Origin of the sequence: Nocardia sp. NPDC050717 (assembly GCF_040654275.1) — a bacterium.
GTDB lineage: Bacteria > Actinomycetota > Actinomycetes > Mycobacteriales > Mycobacteriaceae > Nocardia.
Window position 1 is genome coordinate 242,264 of record NZ_JBFAHR010000001.1, and the last position, 13,917, is coordinate 256,180.

16 protein-coding genes are annotated in these 13,917 nt (G+C 65.9%); 6 read left to right on the forward strand and 10 right to left on the reverse strand.

The genetic code is table 11. The annotated features are described in order from the left end of the window. Positions 1–111 precede the first annotated feature (111 nt). The 6 genes from AB0H56_RS01190 to AB0H56_RS01215 all read right to left on the reverse strand — a co-directional run bounded on the left by AB0H56_RS01190 (position 112) and on the right by AB0H56_RS01215 (position 3,434). Entirely contained in the window at positions 112–306 is a 195-nt protein-coding gene (locus tag AB0H56_RS01190) for a hypothetical protein (RefSeq protein ID WP_357156003.1), read from the reverse strand. Between the two features lie 130 nt (positions 307–436). Then, positions 437–826 (reverse strand): hypothetical protein, encoded by a 390-nt coding sequence (locus tag AB0H56_RS01195; protein ID WP_357156004.1) that lies wholly within the window; start codon positions 824–826, stop codon positions 437–439. 116 nt (positions 827–942) lie between these two features. After that, a complete protein-coding gene (locus AB0H56_RS01200) occupies positions 943–1,437 on the reverse strand; it encodes a hypothetical protein (protein ID WP_357156006.1) in 495 nt (164 codons plus the stop codon). Positions 1,438–1,485: 48 nt separating this feature from the next. After that, on the reverse strand, positions 1,486–2,814 hold the full coding sequence (locus tag AB0H56_RS01205) for a hypothetical protein (RefSeq protein WP_357156007.1): 1,329 nt from the start codon (positions 2,812–2,814) through the stop codon (positions 1,486–1,488). A gap of 4 nt (positions 2,815–2,818) precedes the next feature. Then, complete coding sequence (locus AB0H56_RS01210; protein WP_357156008.1) at positions 2,819–3,118, reverse strand: WXG100 family type VII secretion target; 300 nt, start codon at positions 3,116–3,118, stop codon at positions 2,819–2,821. Positions 3,119–3,125: 7 nt separating this feature from the next. Further along, a complete protein-coding gene (locus AB0H56_RS01215; protein ID WP_357156010.1) occupies positions 3,126–3,434 on the reverse strand; it encodes a WXG100 family type VII secretion target in 309 nt (102 codons plus the stop codon). Positions 3,435–3,627: 193 nt separating this feature from the next. On the opposite strand from AB0H56_RS01215, the gene AB0H56_RS01220 reads away from it, so the two are divergent. Continuing rightward, positions 3,628–3,963, forward strand: a complete 336-nt coding sequence (locus AB0H56_RS01220) for a DUF4351 domain-containing protein (protein WP_357156011.1) — start codon at positions 3,628–3,630, stop codon at positions 3,961–3,963. Positions 3,964–4,018: 55 nt separating this feature from the next. On the opposite strand, the gene AB0H56_RS01225 is transcribed toward AB0H56_RS01220, so the two are convergent. After that, positions 4,019–5,173, reverse strand: a complete 1,155-nt coding sequence (locus tag AB0H56_RS01225) for an alpha/beta hydrolase (RefSeq protein ID WP_357156013.1) — start codon at positions 5,171–5,173, stop codon at positions 4,019–4,021. A 464-nt stretch (positions 5,174–5,637) separates the two neighbouring features. Between AB0H56_RS01225 and aceA the strand changes: the two genes are divergently transcribed. The 3 genes from aceA to metE all read left to right on the forward strand — a co-directional run bounded on the left by aceA (position 5,638) and on the right by metE (position 10,508). Further along, positions 5,638–6,927: an isocitrate lyase gene (gene aceA, locus AB0H56_RS01230; protein ID WP_280338563.1), complete on the forward strand. Its 1,290-nt coding sequence runs from the start codon at positions 5,638–5,640 to the stop codon at positions 6,925–6,927. A 161-nt stretch (positions 6,928–7,088) separates the two neighbouring features. After that, complete coding sequence (locus tag AB0H56_RS01235) at positions 7,089–7,958, forward strand: 3-hydroxybutyryl-CoA dehydrogenase (protein ID WP_110039131.1); 870 nt, start codon at positions 7,089–7,091, stop codon at positions 7,956–7,958. Between the two features lie 225 nt (positions 7,959–8,183). Beyond that, a complete protein-coding gene (gene metE / locus AB0H56_RS01240) occupies positions 8,184–10,508 on the forward strand; it encodes a 5-methyltetrahydropteroyltriglutamate--homocysteine S-methyltransferase (RefSeq protein ID WP_357156014.1) in 2,325 nt (774 codons plus the stop codon). Between the two features lie 54 nt (positions 10,509–10,562). Here metE and AB0H56_RS01245 read toward each other — a convergent pair whose 3' ends face one another. After that, positions 10,563–10,841, reverse strand: a complete 279-nt coding sequence (locus AB0H56_RS01245) for an XRE family transcriptional regulator (RefSeq protein ID WP_357156016.1) — start codon at positions 10,839–10,841, stop codon at positions 10,563–10,565. A 110-nt stretch (positions 10,842–10,951) separates the two neighbouring features. On the opposite strand from AB0H56_RS01245, the gene AB0H56_RS01250 reads away from it, so the two are divergent. Both AB0H56_RS01250 and AB0H56_RS01255 read left to right on the forward strand, forming a co-directional pair. Then, complete coding sequence (locus AB0H56_RS01250; RefSeq protein WP_357156017.1) at positions 10,952–11,371, forward strand: VOC family protein; 420 nt, start codon at positions 10,952–10,954, stop codon at positions 11,369–11,371. Continuing rightward, positions 11,371–11,946 (forward strand): TetR/AcrR family transcriptional regulator, encoded by a 576-nt coding sequence (locus tag AB0H56_RS01255; RefSeq protein WP_357156019.1) that lies wholly within the window; start codon positions 11,371–11,373, stop codon positions 11,944–11,946. Before AB0H56_RS01250 ends, AB0H56_RS01255 begins: the two co-directional genes overlap by 1 nt. Here AB0H56_RS01255 and AB0H56_RS01260 read toward each other — a convergent pair. Further along, positions 11,936–12,667 (reverse strand): ZIP family metal transporter, encoded by a 732-nt coding sequence (locus tag AB0H56_RS01260; protein WP_357156020.1) that lies wholly within the window; start codon positions 12,665–12,667, stop codon positions 11,936–11,938. The genes AB0H56_RS01255 and AB0H56_RS01260 overlap by 11 nt on opposite strands. A 7-nt stretch (positions 12,668–12,674) precedes the next feature. After that, positions 12,675–13,859 carry an AI-2E family transporter gene (locus tag AB0H56_RS01265; RefSeq protein ID WP_357156021.1) on the reverse strand — a complete coding sequence of 395 codons (1,185 nt, stop codon included), beginning with the start codon at positions 13,857–13,859 and terminating at the stop codon, positions 12,675–12,677. Positions 13,860–13,917 lie beyond the last annotated feature (58 nt).

Genomic DNA, 13,917 nt, shown 5'->3' on the forward strand with positions numbered 1-13,917 from the left:
TGTGCGCGGCCGGTCCTCCGATCAGGCCAGCCCGCAGCGCTCGATATTGCTGATGACGCGACCACCAGCACAGCAGCAAAACGTGGGCGCGAGGCTATTTCGGCTGCGGCGTCAATCACCGCTGAACCACAGGTACCCGTGGCGATCGATTGAGTTGAACATTGTCTCCGCGTAGGCGTGAATCTCGCCGATCATGGTACCCGCCGGTGCTTCCAAGGCCATCTCCGACAGTGTGGTCGCGACTGGTCCGTGGAATACGCGCACCCGCTCATGGATCTGGTTCTGCACAGCGATGGATATTCCCATTCGCACCTCCTATGGAATCGGGAACATATCGACCACAGTTCCCCATTTATCGGTGATCACCTTGTACATGCTGGTTGCCCGCCCGCGGATCCCAGTGGATTTTTTGACCCCTATCGAATCGAAGGCCTGGTCAGGCGTCGATACTGCCACCTGATTCTGTCTGAACCCAAAGCAGATCGTCATTGAGATATACTGCCGCAGCAGCGTTCGTATAATGGGTTCTCGATATCAAACCCCAGCCGTTTGCGAACCAAACACGCAAAGTGCCCGACTTGAACCCGACGGAGGACACAATGCGATCCCGCAAGGCCTCGTCGGCCACGCTCCGCTCCCAGTCACCCAGCGGCTTGGCATCGCGATCGAACGTACTTCCGTTGCCGGGCGTCAGGTGCGCCCCGTAGCCGACCACGATCGTTGCCTGGCTGTCCAAGGTCAAACGAACATCCCGAGGGTCCCAGTCGATATCGACCACCGAGTCCCCCCGCAACGGCAGGATCCATCTATCCTCGAGCTCTCGCACGACCACAGCCCTCCTTCGCTCCCTTTCGCGATTCTCGAATATCAATCGGGCAGGTAATCACGCAAGTTTCCAATACTGTCTTCGGAGCTGACTTTGCCCACAAGGCTCCGTGACGATCAGTCGTCGGTGAGCACTATAACCGTGGCGATTCGGGCAGGTCGGTCGATTGCGATCAATTCATGGAACTCTATATGGAGATTTCCGTAGTCGTTGAAGGCGGATTCGTCAAGTTCTCTCAGTATGTAGACGGATTCGGAGGATGTAATAGGTTCGATGACGTGCGTTTCAAGTTCTGCTTCCAGATTCGCAGGGAGTCGACCGCAGTTGCGCAGCCATGTGTACAGAACTTCCAGCGCATCGCCGGCGCTGGTTGGATCGAAGGAGTCTGGTGAAAGGCTGTGAAGCCAATATGGCCCATGCCGGGAGCCGTCGGGATCTATGCCTCCGCCTACATAATCGTCCCGGTACTCGACTGAGTTGATGACTCGTGTGATCACTTCGGTATCAGAACTGGTGTGATTGGGAAGCTTGAACTTTCGCACGTCTACCCACTGGAAGCAGTGCCGACTGCCCGCTTCAAAATCATAATCCCGGAAGTTGATGAACTTCATACTTTCGAATTTCACGTAGCGTATATCCTTTCGACCGAATCCAGACGTCTAGATGTGCCATCGCTTGACCGATACTCCGGGCACGTTGTTGAAGTCGATTGTCGGGCCACCCGAACGGCTGAAGGGTCGATATGTGACAGTAGACGGCGGATTGCCAGGGATCGTCCAAACCTCAATGTCGCCTTTGGGGGTCGGCTTGACCTCCGGCGCTCCGAGTTTATCAGTGAGTTCTTGCCGAGCCTGTTCGAGTGCTGCTGCGGAGACAATCTGAACATTGGCAGCATCTTCGGTGCCGATCAGCTCCCCGGCTTCGTCAGTGACGACATCGAGCACCTCTGCGGCTTCCTCCGCGCCCTCGTCCGCAGCTTCGTCGACAAGCACCTTCATCGCGATGATCTCAGCGAGGGCGAGCGTCACCTGGCCGGTGTCAGGTACCTTGTCGAAGGCGGTGATGGCGGCGACGGCGCCGCCGAACGCTGCGGTGAAGCCGAGGATTTTGAGGAGCTTTTCGGCGTTGAGGGCGTTGCGGATGCCGGTCATGGCGTTGGTGACGCAGATGCCGATGCGGGCGGCGGCGATGGCGGTGGAGCCGCCCATCGTGAAGAGGAAGCCGACAGCGGCCGCGCCGATCGCTATCGCTACACCGGCGAGTGAGAGGGTGACCTCGCGGTTGATCGCGGCGTTGGTCTCGTGGATCCCGGTGTTGAACTCTGCGATCGGGGCGGCGATGTTCTGCCCCGCCAGGACGATGGTGTCGGCCGAGGTGCTGATCGTGTTGAGGTGTTGCTGGATCACGGCACGGTTTTCGATCCGGTCCAACTTGTCGAACATCTCGGAGATGGTGGTGATCCGGGCCTTCGCTCCCGATAGTGCTTCGCTGGCAGCGAAGGTCGACCATACGGTCGATACCTTGGACAGCGCATCGATGTCGGCGTTGGGGAGCTTCTTGAACTCCTTGGTGATTTCGTCGAGGAGTCTGTTGAAGAACTCCTCGTTTCCGTCGTTACGGACGCCCATGCTGGACGTTGTCGTGGTCGCCGAGGGAAAGTCGACCTTGTACTCGGTCATGGCGGTGATCGTCGGGTACGGCGGTGCGGGATCGCTGTTGTTGCTGATCCCGTAGTTGTAACCGGAGGCATACAGGACGTTGCCGAAGTTGGTGAGGGCGTCGGCCAGATTGGTGCATGCTTGCAGTGTCGAGCGTGCGACACCGTCGTAGGCCTGCGCCCATTCGACGCATCCTGGTGCGTCACCGGCCATTCCGGCGCCGTCACCCTCGAGTGCATCGTGCACGGGTTTGTCCGCGGCGCGGAGGTCGGCGGCTAGATCGTGGCATTTTTTCGCGGCGTCGTAATAAGAGACCCAGTCGACGTACATCGGCTCAGCCGCCTTGCAGCATGCGAAGGTTCAGGTCTGCCGCGTTGGTGTACCGGGTGTGTGCGGTCTTCGCGGCGGTGCTCATGTCGCGAATACCTTCGACGAAGTCGCGTGCGCCGGTCGACCACTGTTGGTGCGCCACTTGGTACGCATCCGCTGCGATGCCTTCCCACCCGGTTCCGACCAGGCCCGCGACGCGATCGTCGATCTCGTCGAGGTGATCGTTGATGAACCCGGCGAACCCGGCGAGCGCGGCAACGAGCTGTTCCAATTCGTCGAGATCGACCGTGAATTCAGAACCCATGACGCACCTACAGATCGAGGGTGTATTGGAGCGCTGCGGCGGTCGCGTCGTCGCGCTGGCTGTAGGTCTCCGCGGTGACGCCTAGCTTCTCCGCCATTTCTGTCAGGGCGGTGATGATCGCCTGCCCGCCGGTGCGGGTCTCGGCCCATCCTGATGCGAAAGCGTTCGCGTAGTCCCCGGTCCAGCTCGCCCCCGCGCAGGCGTCGACTTCTCGGGCAGCGGAGTCGAGTGCCTGGCGCAACGTGTCAGCTAGGCCGTAGACGTAATTGCCGGCATCTCGAACCTGTTCTGGGACAACAGTCAGCGACTGGTTCACACCCCCCGTGGTACTCACGGCGTCGAGCCCAAAGCACCTGGCGCGTCCTTTTTGAACCAGTGTGAGACGCCACAGGGTTCCGCCGAGCGGAGTGGTCCGAATCTCCACGTACCGGCCTGGTCCGAATGGTCTGCGCCTGGAGTTGTCGGATCGTTAGTTGGTAGTACGCAGCTGTGGGAGATAGCTTGTCGCTATGGGGGATTCGCTGCAGCATCCGCACGATGGTCTCGTCAAACACCGCCTCAGATCCGACTGCAACACACGTACTGCGGCCCCCGACTTGCAGAGGCTGGTCGACGACATCGGTCCCGAGGCAAAGGAGGCGTTCATGAGTACAGCGAGCCGGCTCCGCGCCGAAGGGCGTGCCGACGGTCAGGTCAAAGTCCTCCTGCGTTTGATGACGCAGAAGTTCGGCCCGATTCCCGCTCGGGTCGTGACTGCGATGCGTGGGGCGAGTGAGGATCAGATCGATGTCTGGGCCGGGCGCCTGTTGTCGGCCAAGTCTCTTGACGATCTCGGCATCGCCTGATTCATCTTCACCCCCCAACGCTCGCCCAGCACGAGGCGGGGCGAGCGTTGTGCTGTCAGGCGAACAGCCCCTGGACGAAGGGCAGGGAATCGGTGAGGGAGGCGTTGACGGCGCCGTCGTGGTCGGTGGGGTAGGTGTGCAGGGTGACCGGTTCACCGGTGGCGGTGAGGGTGGCCGCGTAGCGGAGGGTTTCGGGGGTGATGACGTCGGTGTCGTAGAGGCCCTGGCCGAGGAACAGGGGGCGGTCGAAGCCGGATTCGGGCAGGCCCATGTAGCGCGCGAGCAGGCCGTGCAGGTCGGGGATGCTCGACAGCGGGCGGGCGAACATGCTGCCGATCGAGGGCTTCGCGACGGCCAGTTCGTCGCCGAGGGAACCGATGCAGCCGGTGGTCGCGCGGTCGAGCCAGGTGCGGCCCGATGCGGTGAGCAGGCCCTCGATGTCCAGGTCGGGGAATGTGGTGCGCAGGCCGTTGAGGATGTAGAGCACATAGGCCGACAGGTGTGAGCTCAGCGCGATCGGCGGCATGCCGGGGCCGATGAGCTGGACGACGTCCTCGATGTAGGCGGGCACGCCGGTGCCGACCGCGCCACGGTAATCGAGGCCGGGACCACCGAATTCGGTGGCGTAGCGGGCGGTGAACACCGCGGCACCGCCGCCCTGCGACTGCCCGACCACGGCCCAGCGGTTGGACAGCTCGCCGTACTGCTCGGTGGCGGCGCGCACCCCGTCGACGACGTTGTGCGCCTCGACGACTCCGTTCAGATACGGATGCTCACCCGGGCCGCCGAGCCCGGCGTAGTCGGCCGCGACGACCGCGTAGCCCTGGCTCAGCCAGGTGCCCAGATAGGCCCAGTCGCGCTCGACGGCCGCCGGACCGGCCACGCTGTAGGCGCAGTCGTCGCCGAGGCCGACGGTGCCGTGCGCCCACGCGATCACCGGCCAGCCGCCCTCGGGCGCGGGTCCGGCCGGGAAGTACACGGCCGCGCTGGTGGTGGTCGGCTGGTCGCCGACGGTGGTCGAGCGGTAGATCAGCCGCTCGGCGCGGGCCGCGCCCGGCGGTGTGGCCACGGCGGCGAGCGCCTCGACGCCGACCACGCTGCCCGCCCCCGGCTGCGCGCTCGCGGCCGTCGGCACCAGACTCACCGCGGCCGTCGCCGCGACCACCGCCAGCGCGGCCTTCGACGTGGCCGCGATCTTCGAAATCCTCATGCGGTCACTTTCGCGCCTTCGCGGACGGGTGTCCAGAACAGCGGGCGCAGTGACGACACGCACACCATTCCCGCCCGGCGTGGTCTGTGAATCAGCTCACAGGGTGGAAGGGTTGGGCGTGTCGAGCGGTACCCGCCGGGTCGGCGTAAACAGTACGGGCGTTATGCTAAAACTCCTGGTCAGCGCTACCGGTCGGTAGGCTCGGTGCTTGCAATCGCAAGGCAAATTTCGCAAAGTTAGCAACAGCGGCGGCAAACCTAGCTGAGATTCACACAAGCAACAGGTAGACGGCTATTTCCAGGTGTGCCATCGTGTGGAAGTACACCCCTCAGGCATTGGCTAGTCCTAGCAAGCCTGCAAATTGCTCCAGCAGTACGAGCCGCGCAACCGAAAGCGTTCAGCCACCGGTTGATTCACGGCCCGCACCGCAGGGCACCGACCACACCGAGGAAGTGGAGTCAGAGATGTCGACTGTCGGCACCCCGAAGACCGCTGCGGAAATCCAGCAGGATTGGGACACCAACCCGCGCTGGAAGGGCATCACCCGCAACTACACCGCCGAGCAGGTCGTCGCCCTGCAGGGCAACGTTGTCGAGGAGCACACCCTCGCCCGTCGCGGCGCGGAGATCCTGTGGGACCTCGTGAACAACGAGGACTACATCAACTCCCTCGGCGCCCTCACCGGCAACCAGGCCGTGCAGCAGGTCCGCGCCGGCCTGAAGGCCATCTACCTGTCGGGTTGGCAGGTCGCCGGTGACGCGAACCTGTCCGGCCACACCTACCCCGACCAGTCGCTGTACCCGGCGAACTCGGTCCCGTCGGTGGTCCGTCGCATCAACAACGCGCTGCTGCGCGCCGACGAGATCTCCAAGGTCGAGGGTGACACCTCGGTCAAGAACTGGCTGGCCCCGATCGTGGCCGACGCCGAGGCCGGCTTCGGTGGCGCGCTGAACGCCTACGAGCTGCAGAAGGCGATGATCGCCGCTGGTGCCGCCGGTGTCCACTGGGAGGACCAGCTGGCCTCGGAGAAGAAGTGCGGCCACCTCGGTGGCAAGGTGCTGATCCCGACCCAGCAGCACATCCGCACCCTGACCTCCGCGCGTCTGGCCGCCGACGTCGCCGACGTGCCGTCGGTGATCATCGCCCGCACCGACGCCGAGGCCGCCACCCTGCTCACCACCGACGTGGACGAGCGCGACCGTGAGTTCCTGGACGGCACCCGTACCGCCGAGGGCTTCTTCGGTGTGAAGAACGGCATCGAGCCCTGCATCGCGCGTGCCAAGGCCTACGCCCCCTACGCCGACCTCATCTGGATGGAGACCGGCGTGCCGGACCTCGAGGTCGCGCGCAAGTTCGCCGAGGCCGTCCGCAGCGAGTTCCCGGACCAGCTGCTGGCCTACAACTGCTCGCCTTCGTTCAACTGGAAGGCGCACCTGGACGACGCGACCATCGCGAAGTTCCAGCGTGAGCTCGGCGCGATGGGCTTCAAGTTCCAGTTCATCACCCTGGCCGGCTTCCACTCGCTGAACTACGGCATGTTCGACCTGGCGCACGGCTACGCTCGCGAGGGCATGACCGCGTTCGTCGACCTGCAGGAGCGCGAGTTCAAGGCCGCCGCCGAGCGTGGCTTCACCGCCATCAAGCACCAGCGTGAGGTCGGTGCCGGCTACTTCGACACCATCGCCACCACCGTGGACCCGAACACCTCGACGGCTGCCCTGAAGGGCTCCACCGAAGAGGGTCAGTTCCACTGATCCCCAGGGGTTGCTTTGAGTAGCAACGTCTTTCCTCCTACCTCGGTAGGGGTGTACGCCCTCCCACGCCGAACAGCCCCGGCGTGGGAGGGCATCCCTATACTTTGGTCGTCATGACCTCCCCAGCCACCCCAGAGCCAGACACACAGCAGGAGCGGGACGTGAGCAGCGAGAAGATTCAGCGCGTCGGCATCATCGGCGCCGGACAGATGGGCGCGGGCATCGCGGAAGTGTGCGCACGCGCGCACGTCGACGTCCTCGTCTACGAGACCACCCGTGAACTCGCCGCCGCCGGTCGTGCGCGGATCCTGCGCTCGCTGGATCGTGGCGTGAGCAGCGGCAAGATCACCGAGCGTGAGCGGGAGCAGGCGGCCTGGCGGCTGCGCTTCACCTCCGACCTCAGTGATTTCGCCGATCGCCAGCTGGTCGTGGAGGCCGTTGTCGAGAACGAAGAGGTCAAGACGGCCATCTTCAGCGAGCTGGACAAGGTGGTCACCGACCCCGACGCCGTGCTCGCCTCCAACACCTCCTCCATCCCGATCATGAAGATCGCGGTGGCCACCGCCAACCCCGAGCGCGTGGTCGGCCTGCACTTCTTCAACCCGGTGCCGGTGCTGCCGCTGGTCGAGCTGGTCACCACGCTCAAGACCAGCGAGCCGGTCGCCCGCCGCGCCGAGCTGTTCGCCGCCGACGTGCTGGGCAAGCAGGTCGTGCGTTCGGCCGACCGCTCCGGTTTCGTCGTCAACGCGCTGCTGGTGCCGTACCTGCTCTCGGCCATCCGGATGGTCGAGTCCGGCTTCGCCACCAAGGAAGACGTCGACAAGGCCATGGTGCTCGGCTGTGCCCACCCGATGGGCCCGCTGGCGCTGACCGACCTCGTCGGCCTCGACACGGTGAAGTCCATCGCGGACTCGATGTACGCCGAGTTCAAGGAGCCGCTGTACTCGGCGCCGCCGCTGCTGATGCGCATGGTCGAGGCGGGCCTGCTCGGTAAGAAGACGGGCGCCGGCTTCTACCAGTACGGCAAATAGGTTTGCTCACCTGAGGCCACCGTCATCACCCCCAGCGCGATGACGGTGGCCTTCGGCCTTTTCGGGGGTGTTTGCAGGGGGAACGGCGAAGGGCCGTGCTCGCGGCCTAAGCTGCTGTAGCCGGAGCTGCTCGCGCGGCCCGGCGCTATGTCGAGCGCAGCGATGCGCGGCAACCGGGCGGAGTCCGGGCGACGCGCAGGTGATCGAAAGGGAGTATCGGCGGTCATGGTCAACGTCACCGATGGATTCGGGTCGAGCGTTCTCGGATACCCGAGGATCGGTCCGCACCGCGAGCTCAAGCGTGCGCTCGAGTCGTACTGGCGCGGGTCGCTCGAGCGCGAGGAACTGCTCGCGGTGGGCCGCGACATCCAGGAGCGCCAGTTCAGCGAGCTGGCCGCGACCGGGCTCACCCAGGTTCCCGGCAACACCTTCTCCTTCTACGACCACATCCTCGACAACGCGCTGCTCTTCGGCGCGATCCCGTCGCGGTTCGCCGAGTACCAGGCGGACATGGACCCGCTGGACTTCTACTTCCTGATGGCCCGCGGCAACCCCGACCTGCCGCCGCTCGAGCTGGTCCGGCTCTTCGGCTCCAACTACCACTATCGCCAGCCCGAACTCGACGCCGACACCACGTTCTCGCTGCACCCGGAGGCCCTGCTCGACGAGTGGGACCGCGCGATGGCGCGCGGCATCGAACTGCGTCCGGTCGTGCTCGGCCCGGTGTCGCTGCTGCTGCTGTCCAAGGCCGGGCACGTGCCCGGCGAGGCCGAATTCGACACGCTGAGCCTGCTCGACAAGCTGCTGCCGTTCTACGAGGAACTCTTCGAGATCCTCGCCAAGCGCGGCTCGACCTGCGTGCAGCTCGACGAGCCCTGCTTCACCGGTGAGCGTTCCGAGGCCGAGCTGGCCGCGTTCGCGAAGGCCTACCAGCGGCTGGCGAAGGCGCCACTGCGCCCGCGCATCCTGGTCACCGGCCAGTACGGCGACTTCGGTGAGGCGCTGCGCATCCTGGCCGCGAGCAATGTCGAGGCCATCGGGCTCGACCTGGCCTCCTACCGGATGACCCCGGAGGAGCTGGCCGCGATCCCCGGGATCAAGCGCAAGCGGATCTACGCAGGCGTCATCAGCGGCACCAATGTGTGGCGCGCGGATCGTTACGTGACGCTGAACTACCTGCACTCGATCGCCGAGGTGTGCCCCGACCTGGTCGTGTCCACCGGCACCACGCTGCTGCACGTGCCCTACGACGTGCTCGCCGAATACGACATCGACGGCAATGTCGCCGACCGGCTCGCCTTCGCCAAGCAGAAGGTGGGCGAGGTGGTCTCGCTGGCCAAGGCGCTCACCGAGGGCCCGTCGGAGAACTGGCGCAAGCGGCCGACCGAGGTGCACTTCAAGCAGAAGCACGCCGTGCGCCAGCGCGTGTACGCGATCACCCCCGACATGCGCGAGCGCGAACCGTACGTGGAGCGCCGCGCCGCGCAGCAGGAACGGCTGAACCTGCCGCTGGTGCCCGCCACCACGCTCGGCTCGTTCCCGCAGAGCGGCAAGCTGCGCCAGGCCCGCCACGAGGTGGACCAGGGCAGGCTGTCCGAGCAGGACTACCGCAAGCAGGTCGAGGCCGAGATCGAGGCGACGATCCGGCTGCAGGAGGACATCGGCCTCGATGTGTTCGTGCACGGCGAGCACGAGCGCAACGACATGATCCAGTTCTTCGCCGAGCAGCTCGACGGCTTCGCCACCACCCGCTTCGGCTGGGTGCAGGTCTACGGTTCGCGCTGTGTGCGGCCGCCGATCATCTACGGCGACGTGTCGCGGCCCGCGCCGATGTCGGTCGACTGGACCACCTACGCGCAGTCGCTCACCGATCGTCCGGTCAAGGGCATGGTCACCGGTCCGGTCACCATGCTGGCCCGCTCCTTCGTGCGCCAGGACCAGCCGCTCTACGAGACGGCCGATCAGGTGGCGCTGGCCATCCGCGACGAGGTGGTCGATCTGGAGAAGGCCGGGATCGCGATCATCCAGGTCGACGAGCCGGCCATCCGCGAGCTGCTCCCCGCCCGTCCGCAGGGACGCGAGGAGTACCTGCGCTGGGCGGTCGGCGCGTTCAAGCTGGCCACCTCCGGCGTGCGTGCCGACACCCAGATCCACACGCACATCGGCTATTCCGGCCGCACCGAGGTGGTCGACGCGATCGAACAGCTCGACGCCGACGTCACCGCGATCGTGGCGACGCGCTCGATCGAATGGGTCATGCAGGCACTCACCGAGGACGTCGCCACCGGCCACGGCCTCAGCCACGGTGTCGGCCCCGGCGTCTACGAGAGCCGCTCGGCCCGCATCCCCGACATCGACGAACTCGACGAACTCCTGACCCAGGCCGCCGAAGCCGTGACCCCCGAACGCCTCTGGGCCAACCCCGACGGCGGCCTCAAAACCCGCCACTACTGGCAGCTCGACCCGTCCCTGCGCAACATGGTCGCCGCCGCCCGCCGAATCCGCCGCCGAGCCCTGGCGGCCAAAGCCGAATCCGCCGCGGCGGAGTAGACCCTCGAACGAAGGGGCGCACCACCCCGGTGCGCCCCTTCGTCGTATCCGGCCCTATGCCGCTCGAATGCTCAACTCGACGTGCATCCCCGCCGCGACAACCATGTTCACCAAAGCGTCCAAGCTGAACAGATCGATCTTCCCGCGCATCAGATCGGAGATCCGCGGCTGCGTGACCCCGAGACGCTCGGCGGCGACAACCTGGGTCCACCCGGCGGCCTCTATGCGCTCGGTCAGCGCGCTCATGAGCCGTGACCGGAGCCGCATGTTCTCGGTCTCCTGCGGGGTGTCCTCGATCGCGTCCCACACACTGTCGAACACCTCGTCCGCCATCAGTGTTCTCCTTTCCTGCTTGCACCACCGAGTCGCTTCGCCGACCAGAATATACAAGTATTTGTATATTTGAGCAGCTTTAATTACGGTACGTACTGTACTGTTTAGGTATGGATGTGATGACGTGGCCGGGTTCGTTGCGGGTGGCGCAGGTTCGGGTGGCGCGGCCTACTGATCGGCTGGAGGAGGTGGTGCGGTTCTATGTCGAGGGGCTCGGGTTGCGGGAGCTTTATCGGTTCGAGAACCATGCTGGGTATGACGGGGTGATGGTCGGGTTGCCGGGGACCGACTATCACCTCGAGTTCACGACGCATGTCGACGGGAGTCCGGGGGCGGCGCCCAGTGCGGAGAATCTGCTCGTGCTGTATTTCGAGGGGGAAGCGGCGATGTTCGAGGTGGTGGGGCGGTTGGGGGAGTTCGGGGTGGAGCCGGTGGCGGCGGAGAATCCGTACTGGGCGGCCAACGGGGGCATGGCTTTTCCCGATCCGGACGGGTGGATCGTGATGCTCGTGCCGCGGCCGGTGTTCTGATGGCGGGACGGGTGCGGGAGGAGCGGATCGACGCGGCGGTGCTGGCCGCGGCGCGAGAAGTGCTCGACGACAACGGGTATGCGGAACTGTCGATCGGGGAGGTGGCCACGCGGTCGGGGGTGCACCGGCCCGCCATCTACCGGCGCTGGCCGTCGAAGCGGCACCTGGTGGTGGCGGTGGTCGCCGAGATGCTGGGAACGCGGCCGACGCCGGACACCGGCGACCTGCGTGCCGACCTCACCTCGGCCCTGCGCGAGCTGGTGGCGGCACTGCGCGACACCTCGCTCGATCGGGTGCTGCCCGCGCTGGTCGCCGATCTCGCCAGCGACCTCGAACTGCGCGAACACTTCCTCGCGAGCGTCTTCGAGCCGCGCAGGGATGCCACGGCGGCGGCGTTGCGGGCCGCGATGATTCGCGGCGAGGTCGACCCGGACGTCGACCTCGACTTCGTCCTGGACACGGTCGCGGCGCCGATCTACTTCCGCGCGCTGTTCGGGCATCTGCCGCTGGACGACGCGCTCGTCGACGCGTCGGTCGCGGCGGTGCTGCGGGTCGCCGCGCCCGTCAGTGGCTGATCGCGGCGACGACGAACATGGCGCACACGCCGAAGACGGTGAGTACCAGGGTAAGCCGCGACGGGTGTTCGGCGTGGGCCTCGGGCAGGATGTCGGCGGTGGCCAGGTAGAGCAGAAAACCGGCGAAATAGCCCAGGTACAGGCCGATCCACTGCTCCGGGACCTTGATGATCGTGCCGAGGATCGCGCCGACCACGGGAGCGATCGCGTCCAGGCCGAGCAGGGTGAAGGCGCGCTTGCGGGCACTGCCGTAGAGGGTGGGGATGGTGAAGGTGTTGAAGCCGTCGGCGAAGTCGTGGCAGATCACCGCGATCGCCACCGAGAGGCCGACGGTCGCGCCGGCCTGGTAGCCGAGGCCGATCCCGAAACCGTCGAGCGTGCTGTGGAAGATCAGACCCGCCGCCGCGAGCAGGCCGACGGACTCGAAACCGTGGTGGTGGGCGCCGAATTCCTGCTCGTGGCCGGTGTGGATGGCGACGGCCCGTTCGATGATGTGCAGGCTCATGAAGCCGACGACCGCCGCGATGAGCACCGCGGGCACCCCGTACACCTCGGCGCTGGACTGCTCGAGTGCCTCGGGGATCAGGTCGAACGCCACCAGGCCGAGCATCACGCCTGCGGCGAGGCCGAGCACCAGGTGCTTGCGGTCGCCGATGCGCATGGCGACGAACCCGCCGAGCAGCGTCGACAGCATCGAGACCAGCGACAGCACGATCGCCATCGGCGGCCTACTCGCTCGGCGATTCGGCGGCGGGCCGCTTGCGTTCCCTGCGCTTCTTCTTCGGCGGCGACTCGGCCTCCTCGGCGACCTCGTAGCGGCGAACATACGCGCCGGCGAAGCCCTGGATCGTGGCGGTGACCGGAATCGCCAGCAGCGCGCCCGTCGGCCCGAGCAGCGCCGCGCCCGCGATCACCGCGCCGAAGGCCACCGCCGGATGCATGTCCAGGGTGGTCGCGGTGATGCGCGGCTGCAGCACGTAGTTCTCGAACTGCTGGTAGGCAACGATGAACAGCAGGATCCACAGCGCCGAGATCGGGTCGTGCACCAGCGCGACCAGCACCGGCAGCGCCCCGGCCAGATAGGTGCCGACGGTCGGGATGAACTGGGAGACGACGCCCACCCACAGCGCCAGCGCGAACGCCGACGGCACGTCGAGCACCCGCAGCGCCACGTAGTGCGCGACCGCCGAACACAGCGCGAGCAGCGCCCGCGAATAGATGTAGCCACCGGTCTTCTCGACCGCGATGTCCCACGCCCGCAGGACGTGTTTCTGCTGCTTGGGCGGCAGCAACGAGCACACCCAGGTGCGGAAGCGCGGACCGTCGGCGGCGAAATAGAACGTGAACAGCAACACGCCGAGCATCTGGAAGATCGCGCCGATCGCGACGGTGCCGATGCCCCAGACGTTTCCGGCCAGGCCGACCAGATAGCCCTCGATCGTGGAACTCCACTCGGAGGCGTACTTGGTGAGGTCGTCGCCGGACAGGTCCTGGTGGAAGGTCGAATTGATCCAGTCGACCACGTCCTGGATGTAGTCCGGCGCGTTCTTCACCAGCATGGTCACCTGGCTGACCAGCAGCGCGCCCAGCGTCCACACGAACGCGACCATGACCACCAGCAGCACGCCGAACACCAGTCCGGTGCCGGCGCCGCGCCGGACACCCCGCGCCGCAAGCCAATTCACCGCCGGCTCGATCGCGAAAGCCAGGAACAGCGAGACCATCAGGACGGTGAGCAGTCCCTGCATCTTCGCCAGCATCCAGAACGCCGTGATCAGCCCGGCCGCCGCCAGTGCCACATAGAGCAGCGCGCGCGGCAGCCACCGCGGTGGCGTGCGCACCGACCAGGTGGGCGGCAGCGCGTTCGCCTGCGGTGCCGCGGGGCCAGAAGTCGATTCGTCGTCGGCAGCCACTCGTCAACGGTACCGAGATCACCCCGCGGAGGCCTTGCGGCGCGCACGATCATGCCTA